The organism is Streptomyces sp. NPDC127177 (assembly GCF_042672475.1).
Lineage (GTDB): Bacteria > Actinomycetota > Actinomycetes > Streptomycetales > Streptomycetaceae > Streptomyces.
Genome location: NZ_JBHXUW010000005.1, coordinates 148,358 through 167,342, shown reverse-complemented (window position 1 = coordinate 167,342; position 18,985 = coordinate 148,358). Strand labels below are relative to the sequence as shown.

Genomic DNA, 18,985 nt, shown 5'->3' with positions numbered 1-18,985 from the left:
CCGGCCGGCGGCGCACACGCGGCGGGCCGGACCGTCGCGCGACGGCCCGGCCTGCGGCGTGGTTCAGACGGTCCGGCCCGCCGCGTGGTTCAGACGGTCCGGCCCGCCGCGTGGATCAGACGGCCCGGCGCAGCGCCACCACGTCGATCTCCACGAGGATGTTCATCAGCACCGAACCGACCGTGGTACGCACCGGCCGCGGGTCGGCGAAGTGTGCCCGGTAGACCTCGTCGAAGCCGGCGAAGTCGCGGTGCACGTCGTGGAGATGGACCGTCGCCTTCACCACGTCGTCGAGCGTGAGCCCCTCCGTCGCGAGGAGCGCGGCGAGGTTCGCGAGCACCTGGGCGGTCTGCTCCTCGATCGTCCCGCCCAACTCGCCCGTGACCGGGTCCTGCGGACCGAAGCCCGAGGTGAACAGGTAGGGGCCGGCCGCGATGCCCTGGCTGTACCCGCCGATCGGCGCGGGCGCGCCCGCGGTGGTGACGGCCCGGCGCTCGGGGGCGGGGGTAGGGGTGGTCACTTGGTCAGGTCTCCCTCACGTGCGTTGACCTCGGCGTAGTGGCGCAGCTTGTCCTCGTCGACGCTCACACCGAGACCCGGACCGTCCGGCACCCGCAGACTGCCGTTGCTCAGCGTGAGCGGCTCGATGATGTCGTCCGCGTGCAGGTAGTACATGGAGTCGATGGCACGCGACAGCACCGGTGTGCTGGCGACCACCGCGAGATGGGCGGCGGTGGCGATGCCCAGTTCACCGCCGCTGTGCAGGTTCATGCCCAGGCCGAACGTCTCGCAGTGCGCGGCCAGCGCCTTCGTCGCCGCGATGCCGCCCCACTTGTAGACGTCACCGTGGATCACGTCGACCGCGTTCAGTCGCATCGCGGGAGCGAAGTCCTCGAAGCGGACCACACACATGTTGGTGCACAGCGGGATGCGCACCTTCTGGCGGACCTGGCTCATACCCTCGATCCCGACGCACGGGTCCTCCAGGTACTCCAGGTCCAGCTCCTCCAGGGCTATACCGGCCCGCACCGAGTCGGGCACCGACCAGGCGGCGTTCGGGTCCACGCGCAGGCTCACATCGGGCAGCACGGAGCGCACCGCCCGCAGGATCGCGACATCGCCCCGCACGTCCTTGGTGCCCTTGAGCTTCACGGCGGTGAAACCGCCCTCGGCCACGACGCGCTCGGTGTGCTCGGCCAGGGCGCCCGGCAGACCGGCCGCATCGGCGCCCGGCGCGTCGGCGCGGGTGATCAGCGCGGTCAGCGGCACCTCGTCGCGGACCGGGCCGCCCAGCAGATCCGTCACCGACTGCCCGGTGGCCTTGCCCATGGCGTCCCAGCAGGCCACGTCGATCGCGGCCAGGGCCGCGTAGCCCAGGTATCCGTAGAAGAACGGCACCATGTGGTGGCGGCGGTGGAAGGACTCCAGGGCGAACGGGCTCGTGCCGATCAGGTCCTCGGCGAGATCGCGGACGATCGCGGCGACCGGACGGCCCCACATCGTCTCGCCCCAGCCCTCCACCCCGGAGTCGGTCCTGATCCGCACCACGGTGCGCGTCTCCCCGGTCTTCGTCTCGAACGAGCTGGTGAACGGGTTGACCAGCGGCAGGTTGACGACGTGGACGTCGACCTCGGTGATCTTCATGAACGGGTCCTTACGTGGGAAGGGGCTGGGGGTCACGCGGTGGGCCGCGAGGAGGCGTCGAAGGCGAGGACCGCGCGGGCCAGGCCACGGGCGCGCCGGTCGAGCAGCCGCTCGCCGTGCGCGGCGTCCGCGCCGGCCGCGTCATCGGTGGCGCCGCCCACCCGCTCCCACTCGCCGTGCCGCTCCACGGTCAGACCGGGGTAGGGCGGCTTGTCGAACAGCGGCGGCGGCTCCACCGGTTCGTGGCGGGCACGCTCGGCACGCACCAGCTCGGGCCGTGCGGCCAGCATCAGCGACGTCTCGAACCAGCCGGCGTGCCCGGGGACCAGATCGGCGTGCTGCTCGTCCAGGGCGTCCGAGTCCGCGTCGGCCCGGGGCTCACCGGTGTCGGTGAGCGTCCAGTACGAGCAGGCCGCCGCCGTCACGTCGGCGCGCAGCGCGAACCGCTTGACCGCGAGCCGCATGATCTCGTCGTTGCCGCCGTGCCCGTTGACGACGAGCACCCGCCGGTAGCCGCAGGCGGCCAGCGAGTCCAGGAGCTCGTCCAGGACCATGCCGAGCACCGGCGCCGACAGCGTCAGCGCCGCAGCGAACAGATGGTGCGGACTGTGCCCGTACGGCAGGGTCGGCAGCCGCACCAGATCCGGTACGTCCACGCCGGCGCCGGCCCGCTCGTCGAGCAGTGCCAGGGCGCGGGAGACCACCGCGTCCGCGAGCATCGTGTCCGTGCCCATCGGCAGGTGCTCGGCGTGCTGCTCCTGCGAGCCGATCGGCAGGACGGCGATCGCGTCCGCGCCCGCCGCGCGTGTCTCGCGCCAGGTGGCCTCGGTCAGGTTCCGGTGGGTCATACCGCTGTCTCCCCGGATCGAGGGCATGACAGAGTCGGCGCATGGCGCATGAACGTGGTCCTTTGCGGTTGGTGCCCGATCCGCTGCCGGACGAGCCGGCCGGTCGGGACGTCGGTGTGCTGGGCGCCGTCGAGGTGCTGCCCGGACTGGTACGGTCCGCGCTGCTCACCCGTACCGGATCCGTACGCGAACGGGCGCAGGCCCGCTTCGACGCGCGCAGCGCCGATCCGGCGGTGGTCGACGCGGCGCTGCGCGAGGTGGCGGCGGTGTTCGCCGGGCAGTCCCTGCTGGGCGTCGGCGTGGCCGCGGCCGGTGTGGTGGATCCGGCGGCGGGCCGGATCATCGAGGCCAACGACGCGCCCGCGCTGCGCGGCTACCCGATGGCCGACCGGCTCGCCGGGCTGGCAGGCGCGCCGGTGCGGATCGAGCACCGGGCGCGGGTGCAGGTCCTCGGAGACCGCTGGTTCGGCGCCGGGCGCGGGCGCCGGTCGTTCGCCTCCGTCGCCACCGGTGAGGTCCTGGGCGTCGGCATCCTCTACGAGGGGGAGGTGCTCGCCCCGGTCGGTGGCCGGAGCGGCGCCCATATGACGGTCACCGCCAGTGGCGAGCTCTGTACCTGTGGGCGGCGCGGCTGCTGGAAGACCGTGGCGACGACCCGCTGGCTGCGCGAGCGCGCCGCCGAACACGGCCTCGCCCCCGAGGCGGCTTCGCTGGCCGCCCTGGCGGTCTCCGCCGACCCGGCCGCGGGCGACCTCCTCGCCCGGTACGCGGAGAACCTGGTGCTCGGCCTCACCACCGTCCAGCAGCTGTTCGCGTGCGGGCTCTTCGTGCTGCACGGCGAGGCCCTCGACGGCGGAGAGCCCTTCCGGGCGCTGGTCGAGGCCCGGCTGCGCGCCGACACCCTCGGCGGCGGCGAGGCCCCCACCGTGGTGCTCGGCGAGGCCTCGGACACCGGCGCGCTGCTCGGCGCGGCGGGCCTGGTCCTTTCGGGGCGGTAGGAAGGCACTCATGCCGGGACGTCGCCCAGGATCCGGCGGTCCGGGTCGGGCACCGGCACGGCGTCCAGGAGACGCCGGGTGTACGCGTCCTCCGGGGCGGTGAACACCTGGTCGGCGGTGCCGGACTCGACGATGCGGCCCTGCCGCATCACGGCGACCCGGTCGGCGATCCGGCGGACGACCGCCAGGTTGTGCGAGATGAAGAAGTACGTCAGCCCGAGGCGTTCCTGGAGCTCGGCGAGCAGATCGAGGACGCGGGCCTGCACGGACACGTCGAGTGCGCTCGTCGGCTCGTCGAGCACGACCAGACGGGGCTCCAGCGCCAGCGCCCGCGCGATGGAGATGCGCTGGCGCTGCCCGCCGGAGAACTCGTGCGGATACCGGTCCAGGATGTTCGTCTCCAGACCGACGGCGTCCAGGAGCTCTCCGGTCCGCTCGCGCACCTTGGCCCGGCCGCGCCGCCCGCGCGCCCACTCCTCATGGGTGACCAGCGGCTCCCCGATGATCTCGGCGATCCGCAGCCGCGGGTTCATGCTGGAGTACGGGTCCTGGAGGACGACCTGCATCTGGCGGCGCAGCGGCCGCAGCGCGGCACCGTTCAGCGCCAGCAGGTCCGTACCGTCGAACCGGACGCTGCCCGCGGTGGGTTCGAGCAGCCTGAGCAGCAGCCGGGTCAGCGTCGTCTTGCCGCAGCCGGACTCGCCGACCAGGGCGAAGGTCTCGCCCTCCCGGACGGTGAGCGACACGTCGTCGACGGCGACGCTCGGCGGGCGGCCGGGGAACTCCTTGCGCAGTCTCTCGATTTCCAGCAGGGGTGTCGTGGTCATGCGACGGGCTCCAGTCGGGGAGTGGCGGCCAGCAGATCGCGGGTGTACGGGGCACTGGGGCGCGTGAAGACCTGCCGCACATCGCCGTTCTCGACGACCTCGCCGTGCCGCATGACGACGACGCGGTCGGCGGTCTCGGCGACGACACCCAGATCGTGGGTGATCAGCACGACGGCCATGCCGTGCCGTCGCTGGAGCCGTACGAGCAGTTCCAGGATCTGCCGTTGCACGGTCACGTCGAGCGCCGTGGTGGGCTCGTCCGCGATGAGGACGCTCGGCCGGGCCACGAGCGCGGAAGCGATCATGACGCGCTGGCGCAGACCGCCGGACAGCTCGTGCGGGTACTGGGCGTAGCGCCGTTCGGGGTCGGGGATGCCGACCTCGTCCAGGGCGGTCAGCGCCTCCCGGCGGGCCTCGGCCCGGGTGTGGTCGCCGTGCAGCCGCAGCACTTCGGTGACCTGGTCGCCCACCCGCTGCAACGGGTCGAGGCTGGTCATCGGGTCCTGGAAGACCATGGAGATCCGGGCGCCGCGGATCCTGCGCAACTCCCGCTCGCGCAGGGCGAGTACGTCCTTGCCGTCGAGCAGCACCTGGCCGCCCGCGTACACGCACGGCGGCTCGGGGTTGAGGCGCAGCGCGGACAGGGCGGTGGCCGACTTTCCGCTACCGGACTCGCCGACGACGGCGAGGGTCTCACCGGCGGCGACCGAGAAGCTCACCCCGCGCACGGCGTGCACGGTCGACGAGGAGAGCGCGAAGTCGACGCGCAGATCCCGGAATTCGAGGACGGGCGCGGGCGCGGGGGTCTGTGCGGAGTCGGTCATCGGCGGTACGCCTTCGGGTCCGCGACGTCGCGCAGCGCGTCGCCCAGAATGTTGATGGAGAGGGAGGTGAGCATCAGCGCGATGCCGGGGAAGACGGCGATCCACCAGGACGTGCCCAGGTAGAGCTGTCCGTCGGCGAGCATGGCTCCCCAGGTCACCGTCTCCTTGGGAACGCCGAGGCCCAGATAGCTGAGCGAGGCCTCGGCGACGACGGCCGACGCGATGTGCAGGGTGCCGATGGTGGCCAGCGGCGCCATGACGTTGGGCAGCAGGTGCCGGCGCATGATCGCCAGGTCTCCGACACCGATCGCACGGGCCTCGGTGATGAAGTCGCGGGTGCGCAGCGACAGCACCTCGGATCGCACCACACGGGCGTACGACACCCAGCCGGTGATGCCGATGACGAGGATGACGTAGCCGAGGCCCGAGCCGACGAAGCCGACGACGGCCAGCGCCAGCAGGATCGCGGGGAAGGCGAGCTGGACGTCGGCGACGCGCATCACGACGCGGTCGGTCCAGCCGCCGAGGTAGCCGGAGGCGAGGCCCGCGACGGTGCCGATGACACCGGCGAGGAGCGCGGCGCCGGCACCGACGAGCAGGGAGACCCGGGTGCCGTAGATGACCCGGGAGAGAAGGTCGCGGCCGAGCTGGTCGGTGCCCAGCAGGTGGGCGGTGCTGCCGCCGGACTGCCAGGCGGGGGGCTGGAGCCGGCCGAGGAGGTTCTGGGTGCCCGGGTCCGCGGGGGCGATCAGGGGTGCGCACAGCGCGCACACGACGATCAGCAGGAGGAAGCCGAGCGCGACGGCGGCGAGCCGGTTGCGCAGCAGGGAGCGCAGCACGGACGGGTGGGAGGCGGCGGCCGGGGCCTTGGCGTCGGCGGGCGCGGGGACGGTGGTGGTCATCGGGAGTTCCTCACCCTCGGGTCGAGGAGGCCGTAGGACAGGTCCACGAGCAGGTTCACCACGACGAACGTGGCGGCGAACAGCAGCACGGTGCCCTGCACCAGGGGGAAGTCGCGGTTGGCGATGGCTTGCACGGTCAGCTGGCCGACACCCGGCCAGGAGAAGACCTGCTCGGTGAGGATCGCCCCGCCGAGCAGACTGCCGACCTCCAGGCCGACGACCGTCACCACGGGCAGCGAGGCGTTGCGCATGCCGTGCCGCAGCACGGTGCGCACCGGCCCCAGGCCGCGGGCGCGGGCCGTGCGGATGTGGTCGGAGCCGAGCACATCGATGAGTGAGGAGCGCAGTAGCCGTGCGACGACGGCGATGGAGTAGACGGCCAGCGTGATCGACGGCAGGACGAGATGGGCGAACGTGCCGTACCCGGAGGCCGGCAGCGCGTGCAGCCCGACGGCGAACACGAGGATGAGCAGGATGCCCACCCAGAAGGCGGGCATCGACTGTCCGATCAGGACGGCCGTGATGACACCGCGGTCGGTCGCCCGGCCGCGGCGCATCGCCGCGATGGTGCCGGCGGGCAGTGCGATCACCAGTGTCACGACGAGAGCGCCCGCGGAGAGCAGCAGCGTGGCGGGGATGCGGTCGGCGAGGACGGTGCGCACCGGCTGGTTGTAGAAGAGCGAGTCACCGAAGTCGAAGCGCGGCAGACCCCACAGATAGTCCAGGTACTGGGTGATGAGCGGCCGGTCCAGGCCCAGACTGTGCCGCAGCACGTTCTCCTGCTGGGAGGTGGCGTCGGGCGGCAGCATCACCTTCACCGGGTCACCGGACAGGCGCACCAGGAAGAACACGACGGTCGCGGTGCAGAGCAGCACCAGCAGTGCGGTGCCCAGACGGGTGACGGCGGGCCGCAGCACGGTCCACGCGCGGCCGGTCCTGGTGGTCCGCGCGCCGGGCGCGGTCAGGGTCGCGGTCATCACACGGCCACCTTCGCGCTCGCCATGTCCAGCACCCCGGCGGCGCCGGGCGTCCAGCTCGGCCGGGTGTTGTGCACGTAGATGTTGTCGATCTGGTAGAGCGGCACGAACGGCGCCTCGTCCTTGATCAGTTGCTGAAGGTCGGAGAAGGCGCGGCGGCGCACGTCCGGGTCCACGGAAAGCTCCTCGCGGTCCACCAGCCGGTCGGCGCGCTTGTTGTGCCAGCGGCTCTGCCGCCGGTCGCTGCGCACGTTCGACTGGAGCATGCTCTCGCCGTCCATCGTCCAGACAGTGGAGGCGGCCAGGTACATCGGGCCGAGTGCGCCGTGGTTGGAGGAGGTCAGTCGCTGGGAGTAGGTGCCCGGGTCGAGCAGGTTCACCCTGGCGCGGATATTGGCGCGGGCCAGCAGGCCCGAAATGGCCTCGGCGACGTTCGCGTCGAGGTTGGAGGCGGTGATCGAGGTGCTGATGCCGTCGGGGTGCCCGGCCTCGGTGAGCAGCGCACGGGCCTTGGAGAGGGAGCGCTGATACGGCTTCACCGACGAGTCGAAACCGAAGGCGCCGCGCGGGATCATCGCCGGGACCTCGGTGGCGTTGCCGCCGAGCACCGCCTTGATGAGCAGGGGTACATCGACGGCGTGGTTGAGCGCCTGCCGCACGCGCCGGTCGCGCAGCGGCCCTTCGGCCAGGGTGTCGAGCGACAGGTAGGAGGTGCGGATGCCGGTGTGGTGGTCGATCCGCACGCCCGGGTACCCGGCCAACTGCTCGGCGGCGTCCGGGGTCATGCCCGCCACGATGTCGACGCCGCCGCTCTGCAGGGCGGCGAGCGCGGACGACGAGTTGGGCGCGGGGACGAAGACCAGCTCGTCGACGTGCGGGCGCCCCTGCCAGTGGTGTTCGTAGGCGGCGAGGCGCAGTTCGTGGTCGCGCTGCCAGTGCCTGAACGTGAACGGGCCGGTGCCCACCGGGTGTGCGGCGAAGCCTTCGTCGCCGACCTTCTCCAGATACCGCGGAGGCACCACGACGCCGCCGAACAGGGACAGCTTCGCGGGCAGGATCGGATCGTGCACCGAGGTGTGCACGTCCACCGTGTACCGGTCGACGACGCTGACCTTGTCGACGTAACGCAGCTCCACGATGGGGGACTTGGTGGCGGGGTCGAGCAGCCGCTCGATGCTGAACCGGACGGCCTCGGCGTCGCACGGCTCCCCGTTGTGGAAGGTCACGCCGTGCCGCAGCTCGAACCGCCACACCTTCGGCTCGATGGCCTTCCAGGACAACGCGATCCGCGGCCGGAGCGTGTTGTCGCGGCCCCGAGTGGTGAGCGTGTCGAACATGTTGATCAGGGCGTTCATCGACGTCATATCGCCCTGTTTGTGCGGGTCCATCGTCTTGGGGTCCCCGGTCTGGGAGACCCGCAGCACATTGCCGGCGGAGCCCGCCGCCGGTGCGCCGCACCCGGTGAGCAGAGGGGGGACTGCAAGGGCGGACGCCGCGAGACCACTCAGGCGCAGCGCCGAACGACGGGACCACCCGCCGTGCGGGCCGCTGCCCTCTTCACATATTCGTTCCATTGGACAACACGCTCGTTCCGGTGAATGGAATGCAGTTCGGGTAAGGTAGGCCACATGGGGAAATCGGTCAACAGTCGTTCGCAGCAGTCCTCCGCCGCCTCAACCGGTCCGCAACCGGGTACCGCACCGCCCGCGCCGGGCCCGGTGGACAAGGCCATGGAGGTCCTGGCGGCCCTCGCGGGGCCGGGGGCGCCACACCGTCTCGCGGAGCTCGCCCGCGCCACGGGGCTCGCGAAGCCCACCGTGCACCGCCTGCTGCGGGCCCTCGCCGGCACCGGCTACGCCGAACCCGCCGAAGGCGGCAGCTACCGGCCGGGACCACGACTCCTCGGACTCGCCGCGAGCGCCCTCGCCGACGACGCGGTGCTGCGCGGGGTCGGACCGATCCTCGACGAACTCCGCGTACGTACCGGCCTGTTCGCCTCGTACGCGGTGCGCGACGACCGCACCGTGATCCACCTGGACGTCCGGGCGCCCGCCCAGGGGCTCGGGCTCGACCTGCGCCCGGGCTTCCGCGAACCGGTGACCGCTGGTGCGGCGGGCCTCGCCCTGCTGGCCGCCCTGCCTGCCGATGAGGGCGAGGCCCTGTCGACCGGCCCCGACGGCGCACCCGCCGACGAAGCGACCCGTACGGCCCTGACCGCCGCCGCCCGGAACGGCTACGCCTTCGACGGCTCTGACGCCTGGTCCGACCGCCGTGCGCTCGCCGCCCCGGTGCGGGACGCGGAGGGACGCACCGTCGGAGCACTCGTGCTGACCGGCCTCGCCTTCACCCTCGACGAATCGGCCGCGCAGTTGTACGGCCCGACGCTCCGCTCCGCGGCAGCTGCGGCGTCGGCGAGCCCGGCCGCGCAGCCCGGCGCACGGCTCGGACTGGTCGCGGACCCGGAGCGGCGGACGGAGAGCGCGACCAGTACGGACGCGACCGGCTGGGCGGGGGAGTCCCGATGAGCGCCGAGAGGCCCCGCCCCGCCGACCCCGCCACGAGCGGACCCGCACAGGCGGAACGCGCCCGGCGCCGGTTGCTTGAGGACGGCCGGACCCGCGGGCTCTACTCGGGCGCCGCCTGGTCGCTCGGCGACGCGACGGGCCCCCGCGACCGGGGCTGGACCGGCACCCGGGCGCTCGGCGGGCCCGCCCTGGACGGCCACGACGTGTGGGACCTCGCCTCGGTGACGAAGCCGATCGTCGGCCTGGTCGTCATGGCCCTCGTCGAACGCGGCGTGCTCGGCCTCGACGACTCGGTGGGGCACCACCTCGCCCGCTACCGGAACAGCCCGCACGCCGCCCGTACCGTCGCCCAACTCCTCGACCACACCTCGGGGCTGCCCGGCGGCGTCCCGCTCTACCGCGAACACACCGACCGCGAGTCGCTGCTCACGGCGATCGGCGAGCTGCCCCGCACCGCCGAGCCCGGCACCCGGGTCACGTACTCCTCGCAGGGGTTCATACTGCTCGGCCTCATTGCCGAACAGGCCACGGGCCAGGGCCTCGACCAGTTGCTGACCGACCTCGTCCGCGCCCCACTCGGCCTGACCGACACCTGCTTCCGGCCCGGGCCCGCCGACCGGGCACGCGCGGTGGCCACCGAGGTCTGCCCCTGGCGCGGCCGGACCGTCGTCGGGGAGGTGCACGACGAGAACGCCGTGGTGCTCGGCGGCGTCGCGGGCCACGCGGGCGTCTTCGCCACCCTCACCGACCTGGAACTCCTCGCCCGCTCCCTGCTCGGGGGCGGCCCACCGCTCCTGAGGCCCGACACGCTCGCGCTGATGACGGCCCCCCGCACGGACCACCTCAACCTGCGCCGCGCACTGGCCTGGCAGGGCCAGGACCTGGCCGGCTCGCCGGTGGGCGACACGTTCGGCCCGGCCTCGTACGGCCACACGGGCTTCACGGGCACGAGCCTGTGGATCGACCCGGCGGCCGGCCGCTACGCGATCCTGCTCACCAACCGTGTCCATCCCCGCCGCGAGGAGCGCGGATTCACGGGGCTGCGGCGGGAGTTCCACGCGATGGGCTGACGTCCGGCGTCAGGGACGGCGGACGGGCTGACGGCCGGACTCAGGGGTGCAGAGACGGCCGGTAGACGAGCTCCTGGGTGCGGCCGTCGAGCGTACGGTGCTCGATCAGCTCCAGGTCGAAGTCGGCCGCGCCCCGGAAGATCGGCTGCAGCCCGGTCCGGCCGGTGATCACGGGGAACAGCGTCACCTGGACCCGGTCGACCAGCCCGGCGGCCATCAGGGCCCGGTTCATCGACAGGCTGCCGTGCGAGCGCAACGGCACGTCGGACTCCTCCTTGAGCCGGGCGACAACGTCCACGGCGTCACCGCTCACGACGCTCGCGTCCGGCCAGTCGAGGGGTTCCTCCAGGGTGGTCGAGATCACCGTCGCCGGGAGGTTCCACAGCCGCGTGACCCACGGGTCACGCACCTCGGACTCCTCGGTGCCGGACGCGAGCATCTGTGCGAACGCCCGGTACGTGTTGGCACCGAGGACCATGCGCTGATCCTCGGCGTACAGCGCCAGACGGTGGTCGAGGAGCTCGGGGCCCTGCTTGCCCCAGTAGCCGGACCAGTCGCCGTCGGCGGCGCCGTAGCCGTCGAGGCTGGAGAAGACGTCGAAGGTGTAGGTGGTGGACATGATGCTCTCCTTGAGCGCCGGGGGAGTCCCGCGCGGTTGACCGATTCTGTGAGTACAGACCGGCAACCGCGACGGAACTCATCGCCCAGGTGGGCCACCACCACTCTTTCGGATCAGTTGACGCCCGCGGAGAACTTCGTGACCGCCAGCCCCGCACCGTTCTCCCACGGCTCGAAGCCGGCCTGCACGCTGGTGAGGTACCACTCCGGCGTGGCCAGTCCCTCGGAGATGGCGCCGTTGACGAAGTCCTTGACGTCAAAGGTCAGCCCCGGCAGGGCGGAGGGGGCGACGTAGGAGACGACGTCGTTGCCGCCGTTGTTGCCCTTCCAGACGTCCCACGTCTGACCGGCGATCGTGGCCGTGCCCGTGCTGGAGCCGATCGGCTGGATGGGACCGACCTTGTTCAGCCAGATCATGATCTCCGTCTGGTTGACCCCGTCCGTCTTGGGCGCCGGGTCGAGCCAGATGTCGAAGGCGGCGTCGTAGACGGCCCCGTCGGTGTACTTGTACTCGATCTGGGTGGGCGCGCTGCCGATCGCGCTGACCTGCTTGGGCAGCGCCGTGCCCGGGGAGCAGACGGTGTAGTGGCAGCCGGTGAAGATCGACGGGTACGACTTCGGGGCGCCGCCCGTGGACACGGAACCGTCGGCGGTGGTGAGTTCGAACCCGTCGCCCACCTGGTTGACGCACTGCGGGTCACTGGTGCCCCAGGCGTTGTTCTGGACGATGTAGCCACCCGGGGTGGTGGCCGTGCCGAACTGCTCACAGGTCTGTGCGTCGGCACTGGCCGAGCCGGCCGTCGCCGCCATGCCGGTCGCCGAACCGGCGATCAGCACGAGGGCCGCGAGCAGTGGGCGGGCACGGTAGCTCCTGCGGCGCGTGGCATTCATGGGAGTTCCTTCCGTCAAGCAGGGGTGGGGGGAGGACCGTGGGGGTCCGTCATGCTATGGGAGCGCTCCCAAGCGCAAGGGCACCGTACGAAGTCCGCGACGCCCACGGCAAGGAGTCGTGCTCCAATGGCGCGAACTAGTCGTTGCGTCCGTGTCGGCGAACCTGTGGATTCCGTACGTACGGGGCGAGGGGCCTGCCCCATCGGCTCCCTTCCTCCGCCTCACCGCTGAGCCGTCGGCGTCTTTCGGCCAGGCGCGACTCCCGTCCCAGGTGCGCACCGACGGTGCACGAGGGGTGCCCCGGCCGGATGAATCCGACCGGGGCACCCGGATGGCCCGCGGCGGGCCGGTGTGTCCGCCGGTACGTCAGGCGGTGTTGTTGGCCAGGGCCAGCAGGCGGCTGGCGTCACCGCTGAACCGGTCGCGGTCCACGGCGCCGGAGATGCCGCCCACCGAGCCGGAGTCGGTGTACTGCCAGAAGGTCCAGTACGGGAAGCCCGCCGGAACGGAGGGGTTGGACGCGCTGGTCCAGTGCGCCACGAAGAGGGGGCTGCGGGCGGACATGCCGCTCCATCCGCCGGTGCAGGAACTCCACCAGCTGGCGCTGGTGTAGATGACTACGTCGCGGCCCGTCCGGGACTTGTACGTGTTGTAGAAGTCGAGGATCCACGACTGCATGGCGGCGGCCGTCTTGCCGTAGCAGCCGCCCTCCAGGTCGAGCATCCCGGGCAGCGTCAGATTGTCCCGGGACCACGCTCCGCCGTTACTGGCGAAGTAGTTGGCCTGCGTCGCCCCGGTGGAGAGGTTGGGGCGCGCGAAGTGGTAAGCGCCCCGGATCACCTTCGCGTTGTACGCGTTGACGTAGTTGGTGTTGAAAGTCGGGTCCTTGTAGGTGGTGGACTCCGTCGCCTTGATGTAGGCGAACTGGATTCCCGCCGCCTTCACCGACGCCCAGTTGATCGTCCCCTGGTAGTGCGACACGTCGACGCCTGCGAGCGTCGCCTTCGTCGACACGTCGTCCTCGGTGGTGGGCGACACCTGCCGCGTGTCCGCCTTGAAGCTCTCGCCGTCGGCGAGGTAACCGGCGCCCATGTAGCCGTCACCGAGGGGGATGTCGCCGCTTGCGCGTACGGGTTGTGCCGCTGCCGGGCCGGCCGACACGAACGGGACGAGCCCCATGGTCAGCCCGAGGATCCCGGCCACCATCATCTTGCGCAGTGCGGGTCTGGGGTTGTGGGTTCGAGTTAACAACGGGTTCCTCCTGGTGTGACGATGCGGACGATGGATCTACCCGCGTAGCGGAAGGGCCGGCGGCGAGCGCCGGTGCGGATCCGATACGCGAGGGATGGCGGTGCGAACGTTCCGTCAGCTGACCGTGCCGCACGAGGAGCATGTTGATGCGGACACGTCATGAGTGACGCACGGACCGGCTCGCCACGTAAAGGGGGCACCGGTGTACCTCTAAGGTCTAGACCGGTGGAGAAGTCGCTCAGCTGCGATTACGGCAGGTACCGGCCGAGAACTTTCTCCGTCGTGAAACTTCTTGCGGCAGAAGACGGCGGGTGTCGCCCCCGCTCGATGCCGTGGGCGGCCGGCTCCGGCTGCCGAGGCCGGTGGAGGGTGACCGGGCTCCGGCCCCCGTCACCCCGTGCGTCACAATGAGCCCACAAGGCGATGGGGACCAGGAAGCCGGTGCGATTCCGGCGCGGTCCCGCCACTGTGACCGGGGAGCGAATCTCCTGCACGCCACTGTCCGCGTCCGCGGGCGGGAAGGCGGAGGCGAGCGACGATCCGGGAGCCAGGAGACTGACCCGTCGCCGGTCTGACGTTCAGGGGCGAGGACACCCCGGAGAGGATCGACTGTGACGACGCATGCCCTCAGGACGGGCCCCGAGGACCGGCCGCAACCCGGCAGACGAGCCGTGCTGGCCGCCGGAGGGGCACTGGCGCTGGCAGCGTCCGGCCTGCTCACCGGCTGTGGCGGCGACACGAAGGACGGCGGGAGCGGCGACCGGTTCCGTGCCGCGTTCACGTCGGGTGGCTCCCAGGAGACCCTGGACCCGCACGTCGCCCCCAACTTCGTCGACCAGGCCCGCGCCAAGGCCCTCTACGACACGCTGGGCACGTACGCCGATGACATGTCGGTACGCGAACGGCTCGCGGAGTCCTGGGAGAGCGACGCCTCCGGTACCCGGTGGCGCGTGCGGCTGCGTGCGGCCCGCTTCCACGACGGGAAGCCGGTCACCGCCGAGGACGTCCTCTACAGCTACCGGCGCGCCGCGGACCCCGAGGTCGGTTCGCCCTCGCAGGTACTGCTGTCGGCCATCGACCTCACCGCGAGCCGGGCGGACAGTGAGCGGTCCGTCACCTTCGTGCTCAAGGCGCCGAACTTCGAGTTCCCCACCGTGTTCGCCGGACCCGGCACCGAGATAATCCCCGACGGTACGACGGACTTCCGCAAGCCCGTCGGTTCCGGCCCCTTCACCTACGTGTCGTTCACTCCCGGCGGCACCGCCCGCTACCGGCGGTGGGCGGACCACTGGGACGGCGCCCCGCACATCGCCGAGCTGGAGATCGTTCCCGCGAACGAGGAATCGGCCCGGCTCAACGCGCTGCTGTCGGGACAGGTGCACTACGCGGCCGACATGGCCGGGGCCTCCGTGGAGCGGCTGAAGAAGGACGGCTCGATCCGCCTGCTGACGGCCGCGCGCGCCACCGCCCAGCAGCTCCTGCTGCGTACCGGCCGCGCCCCGTTCGACGACCCGCGCCTGATACGTGCCGTGCAGCTGGGCATCGACCGGCCGGCCCTCGTCCGTATCGCCCTGGCCGGCCACGGTGAGGCCGGCAACGACCTGTTCGGTATGGGGCTGCGCGGCTATCCCGACGACATCGCGCCCCGCGAACGCGACATCGACGAGGCGCGCAAGCTGGTGCGGGCCGCCGGCGCGGACGGGGCGCACATCACGGTGGAGACCAGCGCGGTCGACGCCGCGTGGGAACCAGCGGCGGACCTGATGGCACGCCAGCTACGGGAGGTCGGGCTGAAGGTGACCGCCAACACCCGGGCAGCCAGCACCTACTTCAGCGAGATCAAGACCAAGGGCGTCGCCGCCTTCAACACCACCTCCACCCTGCCCGTCTCCGACTTCCTCCAGCAAAGAGTCCGCGGCGGCGCCGCCCGCAACCAGACCCAGTACGCCTCCAAGAAGTTCGACGCTCTGCTGGACCGCGCCCGCACCACCCGCGACGAGCAGGACCGGCTGGCCCTGCTCTCCCGGGCCCAGAAGATCGCCCGTGACGAGTCCGGGCTGCTCGTGTGGGCGTTCTCCGACGCCAACGACGCCATCGCGCGGTCGGTCAGCGGCCTGCGGGCGGCACCGCCCAACTCGCACGACTGGGCCCGCTTCGACCGGGTCCGCCTCGCCTGACGTGCGGGCCTACATCCTGTGGCGTTCCCTGCTGGCACTCCTGCAGTGCCTGGTGGTGCTGGTCGCCGTGTTCGCCGTCGGTGCGGCGCTGCCGGGGGACACCGCCGATGTGCTGCGGGGGGAGTTCGGAACGCCGCAACAAGTGGCTGCGCTACGGGAGCAGTTGGGGCTCGACGAGCCCGCCTGGATCCGCTTCGGACACTGGCTCGGCCGGCTCTGCACCGGAGACCTGGGCCACTCGCTGACGACCGGACTGCCCGTGGGCGACGACATCGGCCGCCGCGCCGGTGTGACGCTGCTGCTGGGTCTGCCGGCGCTGATCATCGTCACCGTGCTGGCACCGTTGCTGGGAACCGTGTCGGGGCTGCGCGAGGGCAGCCGCCTCGACCGGGCGCTGAACACGGCCGCGGTCCTGCTGCACGCCGTGCCCGAATTCGTACTGGCACTGCTGCTGGTCGCGTCGGTCTCGCTGGCGGCTGGGCTGCTGCCCGCCACCGCCGTCGGCATGGACACGGCGGGCCTGCTCGCGCAGCCGTCCGTCCTGGTGCTGCCCGTGGTCGTGCTGACGGCCCGGCACCTGTGCGATCTCGCTCGGCAGGTCCGGGCCGGAGTGGCGGCGGAGCGCCACGGCCCGGTGGCCGAACACCTGCGGCTGCTCGGGCTCCGGGAACGCACGGTGGTCCTCCGCCACACGCTGCCCAACGCCCTGGGCCCCGCCGCGCAGCAGTACGCCCGCTGCGTGGAGGGCCTGTTGGGCGGCGCCGTGCTGGTGGAGGCGGTCTTCGGATTCCGCGGACTGGGCAACGGGTTCGTCGAGGCGGTGCAGAACCGCGACATGCCGCAGGTGCAGACGTACGCGCTCCTGTTCACCGGCACCGCGGTCGTCGTCAACCTCGCCGGTGACCTGGTCGCGCACCGGCTGGCGCCGCGCCGGGAGATGGCCGTATGACCACCCCGGCGGAGCCGGCCGACACGCGCACCGCCCGGTTCCGCCTCCCGTGGATCGCCCTGGTCCTGCTGACGGTCCCGGTGGCGGTGGCCCTGCTGGGGCCGTGGGCCGCCGGCGACGCGTCGGCCGGGCAGGACACGCTGCCCTCGCAGCCACCCGGCGGCGGGCATGTTCTCGGCACCGACGTCCTGGGGCGCGACGTGCTGTCGCTCGTCCTGCAAGGTGGCGCGTCGGTACTCGGAAGCGCCCTGGCCGCGCTCCTTATCGGCACGGCCGTCGGCGTACCACTTGGCCTGCTGGCCGCCGGCCCTCGGCGGGCCCTCGACGAGACGGTGATGCGCACCCTGGACCTGCTCCTCGCCTTCCCCGGTCTGCTGGCCCTGATGACCCTGGCCGCGGCGGGCCACCGTGACCGGTACTGGCTTGTGACGGTCGCCGGGCTGCTCCAGGTACCGGCCGTGGCCCGGCTGGTCCGCGGAGCCGCGCTCGCCCCCGGTGCCCGCACGGTCGTCGAGGCACTGCGGATGCAGGGGCACGGCTGGGCGTACATCCATCTGCGCCACCTGGCGCGGGAGCTGGCCGCGCCCTTGGCGACCGACGCGGCCGGCCGCTTCACCGTCGTGCTGTACCTCCTGGCATCCGCCAACTTCCTCGGCCTTGGACTGCCCGCGGCATCGCCGGACTGGGCCGTGCTCATCGAGCGCAACAGCGATGCCCTGTTCATCCAGCCCGCCGCGGTTCTGGTACCCGCCGGCCTGCTGACGGCGCTGTGCGTGGGCGGCAACCTGCTCGTCGACCGGGCCCTGGCCCGCAGGAGGAGACCGTGACCGGCCCCGGACCTCTGCTCGAGATCCCGGAGATCTCCGCCCGCGCGGACGCGGCGGCGCACCCCTTGCTGGACCGCGTCGCCCTGACCGTCGGACCGGGTGTGGTGGTCGCGGTCGTCGGGCCGTCCGGAAGCGGCAAGACCACACTGGGCCTGGCGGCGCTCGGCGCCTCGCGCGGCGGGGTCGCACTCTCGGGAAGGGTGCTGCTGAGGGGCACGGACCTGATGCCCCTGACGCCCGCAGAACGGCGGACCACCCGGGCCGGGTTCGCCGCCCACCTGCCCCAGCACCCGGAGAGCGTCCTCGATCCGGTCCGCCGGGCGGGCAGCGTCCTCATGGAGCTGGCCGCTCTCGCCCACGTCGGACGCGGCGCCCGCGAAGCCGCCGCGGTCCGGGCACTGGCACGGTCCGGCCTGGAGTGGGACGCCGTACGCCGCCGCTTCCCGCACCAGCTTTCCGGCGGCCAGCAACAGCGTCTGGCTCTCGCGTCCGCCCTGGTGACCGGTGCCGGACTGCTGGTCCTGGACGAGCCGACGAGCGGCCTCGACCCGGTACTCGCGCATGCCCTCGGCCGCACGGTCCGGGAACTCGCGGACGCCGGAGCGGGAGTACTGCTGCTCAGCCACGACCTGCCGATGGTCCGTGGGACGGCGGACCGCGTCATCGTCCTGGAGCACGGCCGAGCCGTCGACTCGGGACCCGCGGCGCACGTACTCGGCCTTCCGCGGCACCGCGCGGCGGCTGCCGGACCGGTCCGCGCGGCGGCCCTCTCCCCGGCCCGTCACCGGGCCACCGAGGAACTCCTCGCCGCGGAACGCCGCACCGGCGCGGACACCGGCCAGGCCCCCCGCACCGGCGACCGCGCCCCGGACAGCGACGCCGGAGTGTCCGCCGAGGCCATCGTCGTACGTCGCCGGACCGGCGCGCTCCTCACCGGCCCGGTCTCCATGGCCTTCCCACCCGGCAGCCGAACCGCACTGCTCGGCCCCTCGGGCTCGGGCAAGACGACGTTCGCCCGGGTCCTGGCCGGGCTGACGCCCCCCACATCGGGCCAGGTGCACCACGGCGGCCTACCCCTCCCCGCCCGCGTCGACCGCCGCTCACCCGCCCGGCGCCGCGCCGTCCAGTACGTACACCAGAGCAGCGCCGACTCCTTCGAGACCCACCGTCCGGTCCTGGGACAACTCGCCGACACGCCACGGCTGCTGCGCGGCCTGGGCGACAGGGAGGCGACAGCCGAGGCGATCGAAACGGCGAAGGCGCTGGGACTCGACGAGGAACTGCTGCACCGCCACCCCGGCCGCCTCTCCGGCGGACAACTGCAACGCTGCGCGCTGGTACGGGCGCTGACGGCTCAACCGGCTCTGCTGGTGTGCGACGAGGTGACCCCGGCGCTCGACACGGTCTCCCGGGAGCGGGTCCTCCACGCCCTGCCCCAACTCCTGGCCCCCGCCCGCACGGCGCTGCTGTTCATCAGCCACGACCTGGCCGCGGTACGGGCGCTGACCCAGGAGGCGGTGCTCTTCGAGGACGGCCGCCGCGTGCGACACGGCCCGGTCGACGAGGTGCTGCCTGCCGGGTGGGCAGGCGGGAGTGGGGAGGGGGCGTGAACTCGTTGGCGGCAGGGGCGGGGCGGTGACCACCAACGAGACGGCCT

Annotated in this window: 18 protein-coding genes and 1 riboswitch; of the genes, 7 read left to right on the top strand and 11 right to left on the bottom strand. The window is 72.3% G+C overall.

The features are described 5' to 3' along the window. Nucleotides 1-115: 115 nt before the first annotated feature. The 3 genes from ACFVJX_RS06090 to ACFVJX_RS06080 are packed head-to-tail and all read right to left on the bottom strand — an operon-like array spanning nt 116 to nt 2,492. Nucleotides 116-520, bottom strand: coding sequence for a RidA family protein (locus tag ACFVJX_RS06090; RefSeq protein WP_384133689.1), 405 nt, complete (start codon nt 518-520; stop codon nt 116-118). Next, nucleotides 517-1,644, bottom strand: coding sequence for a mandelate racemase/muconate lactonizing enzyme family protein (locus ACFVJX_RS06085; protein WP_384133693.1), 1,128 nt, complete (start codon nt 1,642-1,644; stop codon nt 517-519). The genes ACFVJX_RS06090 and ACFVJX_RS06085 overlap by 4 nt, the downstream gene beginning before the upstream one ends. Before the next feature lie 32 nt (nt 1,645-1,676). Beyond that, on the bottom strand, nt 1,677-2,492 hold the full coding sequence (locus tag ACFVJX_RS06080) for a creatininase family protein (RefSeq protein ID WP_384133695.1): 816 nt from the start codon (nt 2,490-2,492) through the stop codon (nt 1,677-1,679). A 41-nt stretch (nt 2,493-2,533) separates the two neighbouring features. On the opposite strand from ACFVJX_RS06080, the gene ACFVJX_RS06075 reads away from it, so the two are divergent. Beyond that, nucleotides 2,534-3,490 carry an ROK family protein gene (locus tag ACFVJX_RS06075; RefSeq protein WP_384133698.1) on the top strand — a complete coding sequence of 319 codons (957 nt, stop codon included), beginning with the start codon at nt 2,534-2,536 and terminating at the stop codon, nt 3,488-3,490. A gap of 8 nt (nt 3,491-3,498) precedes the next feature. Here ACFVJX_RS06075 and ACFVJX_RS06070 read toward each other — a convergent pair whose 3' ends face one another. The 5 genes from ACFVJX_RS06070 to ACFVJX_RS06050 are packed head-to-tail and all read right to left on the bottom strand — an operon-like array spanning nt 3,499 to nt 8,594. Beyond that, nucleotides 3,499-4,317 (bottom strand): ATP-binding cassette domain-containing protein, encoded by an 819-nt coding sequence (locus tag ACFVJX_RS06070; protein ID WP_384133701.1) that lies wholly within the window; start codon nt 4,315-4,317, stop codon nt 3,499-3,501. Continuing rightward, nucleotides 4,314-5,141: an ATP-binding cassette domain-containing protein gene (locus ACFVJX_RS06065; protein ID WP_384133704.1), complete on the bottom strand. Its 828-nt coding sequence runs from the start codon at nt 5,139-5,141 to the stop codon at nt 4,314-4,316. Before ACFVJX_RS06065 ends, ACFVJX_RS06070 begins: the two co-directional genes overlap by 4 nt. Beyond that, nucleotides 5,138-6,043 (bottom strand): ABC transporter permease, encoded by a 906-nt coding sequence (locus ACFVJX_RS06060; RefSeq protein WP_384133707.1) that lies wholly within the window; start codon nt 6,041-6,043, stop codon nt 5,138-5,140. The genes ACFVJX_RS06065 and ACFVJX_RS06060 overlap by 4 nt, the downstream gene beginning before the upstream one ends. Next, a complete protein-coding gene (locus ACFVJX_RS06055; protein WP_384133710.1) occupies nt 6,040-7,020 on the bottom strand; it encodes an ABC transporter permease in 981 nt (326 codons plus the stop codon). Before ACFVJX_RS06055 ends, ACFVJX_RS06060 begins: the two co-directional genes overlap by 4 nt. Next, complete coding sequence (locus ACFVJX_RS06050) at nt 7,020-8,594, bottom strand: ABC transporter substrate-binding protein (protein ID WP_384133712.1); 1,575 nt, start codon at nt 8,592-8,594, stop codon at nt 7,020-7,022. The genes ACFVJX_RS06055 and ACFVJX_RS06050 overlap by 1 nt, the downstream gene beginning before the upstream one ends. Nucleotides 8,595-8,648: 54 nt before the next feature. Between ACFVJX_RS06050 and ACFVJX_RS06045 the strand changes: the two genes are divergently transcribed. Then, entirely contained in the window at nt 8,649-9,545 is an 897-nt protein-coding gene (locus ACFVJX_RS06045) for an IclR family transcriptional regulator (protein ID WP_384133715.1), read from the top strand. Continuing rightward, on the top strand, nt 9,542-10,615 hold the full coding sequence (locus tag ACFVJX_RS06040; protein WP_384133718.1) for a serine hydrolase domain-containing protein: 1,074 nt from the start codon (nt 9,542-9,544) through the stop codon (nt 10,613-10,615). The genes ACFVJX_RS06045 and ACFVJX_RS06040 overlap by 4 nt, the downstream gene beginning before the upstream one ends. 40 nt (nt 10,616-10,655) lie before the next feature. On the opposite strand, the gene ACFVJX_RS06035 is transcribed toward ACFVJX_RS06040, so the two are convergent. The 3 genes from ACFVJX_RS06035 to ACFVJX_RS06025 all read right to left on the bottom strand — a co-directional run bounded on the left by ACFVJX_RS06035 (nt 10,656) and on the right by ACFVJX_RS06025 (nt 13,330). Continuing rightward, entirely contained in the window at nt 10,656-11,234 is a 579-nt protein-coding gene (locus tag ACFVJX_RS06035; protein ID WP_384133720.1) for a dihydrofolate reductase family protein, read from the bottom strand. A 113-nt stretch (nt 11,235-11,347) separates the two neighbouring features. Then, nucleotides 11,348-12,124: a glycoside hydrolase gene (locus tag ACFVJX_RS06030; RefSeq protein WP_384133723.1), complete on the bottom strand. Its 777-nt coding sequence runs from the start codon at nt 12,122-12,124 to the stop codon at nt 11,348-11,350. A 366-nt stretch (nt 12,125-12,490) separates the two neighbouring features. Beyond that, entirely contained in the window at nt 12,491-13,330 is an 840-nt protein-coding gene (locus ACFVJX_RS06025) for a GH25 family lysozyme (protein WP_384133749.1), read from the bottom strand. A gap of 437 nt (nt 13,331-13,767) precedes the next feature. Further along, a riboswitch (cobalamin riboswitch) is annotated at nt 13,768-13,954 on the top strand. A 32-nt stretch (nt 13,955-13,986) separates the two neighbouring features. Between ACFVJX_RS06025 and ACFVJX_RS06020 the strand changes: the two genes are divergently transcribed. Genes ACFVJX_RS06020 through ACFVJX_RS06005 form a run of 4 tightly spaced genes read left to right on the top strand, consistent with a single transcriptional unit; the run spans nt 13,987 to nt 18,938 of the window. Then, nucleotides 13,987-15,552, top strand: coding sequence for an ABC transporter substrate-binding protein (locus ACFVJX_RS06020; protein WP_384133726.1), 1,566 nt, complete (start codon nt 13,987-13,989; stop codon nt 15,550-15,552). A 1-nt stretch (nt 15,553) separates the two neighbouring features. Further along, nucleotides 15,554-16,501, top strand: coding sequence for an ABC transporter permease (locus ACFVJX_RS06015; protein ID WP_384133729.1), 948 nt, complete (start codon nt 15,554-15,556; stop codon nt 16,499-16,501). Then, complete coding sequence (locus tag ACFVJX_RS06010; RefSeq protein ID WP_384133732.1) at nt 16,498-17,328, top strand: ABC transporter permease; 831 nt, start codon at nt 16,498-16,500, stop codon at nt 17,326-17,328. Before ACFVJX_RS06015 ends, ACFVJX_RS06010 begins: the two co-directional genes overlap by 4 nt. After that, entirely contained in the window at nt 17,325-18,938 is a 1,614-nt protein-coding gene (locus ACFVJX_RS06005) for an ABC transporter ATP-binding protein (protein WP_384133735.1), read from the top strand. Before ACFVJX_RS06010 ends, ACFVJX_RS06005 begins: the two co-directional genes overlap by 4 nt. Nucleotides 18,939-18,985 lie beyond the last annotated feature (47 nt).

Coding starts and splice junctions, on each gene's coding strand:
- ACFVJX_RS06085 (WP_384133693.1), bottom strand. CDS start 1,644: ATGAAGATCACCGAGGTCGACGTCCACGTCGTCAACCTGCCGCTGGTC.
- ACFVJX_RS06080 (WP_384133695.1), bottom strand. CDS start 2,492: ATGACCCACCGGAACCTGACCGAGGCCACCTGGCGCGAGACACGCGCG.
- ACFVJX_RS06075 (WP_384133698.1), top strand. CDS start 2,534: ATGGCGCATGAACGTGGTCCTTTGCGGTTGGTGCCCGATCCGCTGCCG.
- ACFVJX_RS06070 (WP_384133701.1), bottom strand. CDS start 4,317: ATGACCACGACACCCCTGCTGGAAATCGAGAGACTGCGCAAGGAGTTC.
- ACFVJX_RS06065 (WP_384133704.1), bottom strand. CDS start 5,141: ATGACCGACTCCGCACAGACCCCCGCGCCCGCGCCCGTCCTCGAATTC.
- ACFVJX_RS06060 (WP_384133707.1), bottom strand. CDS start 6,043: ATGACCACCACCGTCCCCGCGCCCGCCGACGCCAAGGCCCCGGCCGCC.
- ACFVJX_RS06055 (WP_384133710.1), bottom strand. CDS start 7,020: ATGACCGCGACCCTGACCGCGCCCGGCGCGCGGACCACCAGGACCGGC.
- ACFVJX_RS06050 (WP_384133712.1), bottom strand. CDS start 8,594: ATGGAACGAATATGTGAAGAGGGCAGCGGCCCGCACGGCGGGTGGTCC.
- ACFVJX_RS06045 (WP_384133715.1), top strand. CDS start 8,649: ATGGGGAAATCGGTCAACAGTCGTTCGCAGCAGTCCTCCGCCGCCTCA.
- ACFVJX_RS06040 (WP_384133718.1), top strand. CDS start 9,542: ATGAGCGCCGAGAGGCCCCGCCCCGCCGACCCCGCCACGAGCGGACCC.
- ACFVJX_RS06035 (WP_384133720.1), bottom strand. CDS start 11,234: ATGTCCACCACCTACACCTTCGACGTCTTCTCCAGCCTCGACGGCTAC.
- ACFVJX_RS06030 (WP_384133723.1), bottom strand. CDS start 12,124: ATGAATGCCACGCGCCGCAGGAGCTACCGTGCCCGCCCACTGCTCGCG.
- ACFVJX_RS06025 (WP_384133749.1), bottom strand. CDS start 13,330: ATGGTGGCCGGGATCCTCGGGCTGACCATGGGGCTCGTCCCGTTCGTG.
- ACFVJX_RS06010 (WP_384133732.1), top strand. CDS start 16,498: ATGACCACCCCGGCGGAGCCGGCCGACACGCGCACCGCCCGGTTCCGC.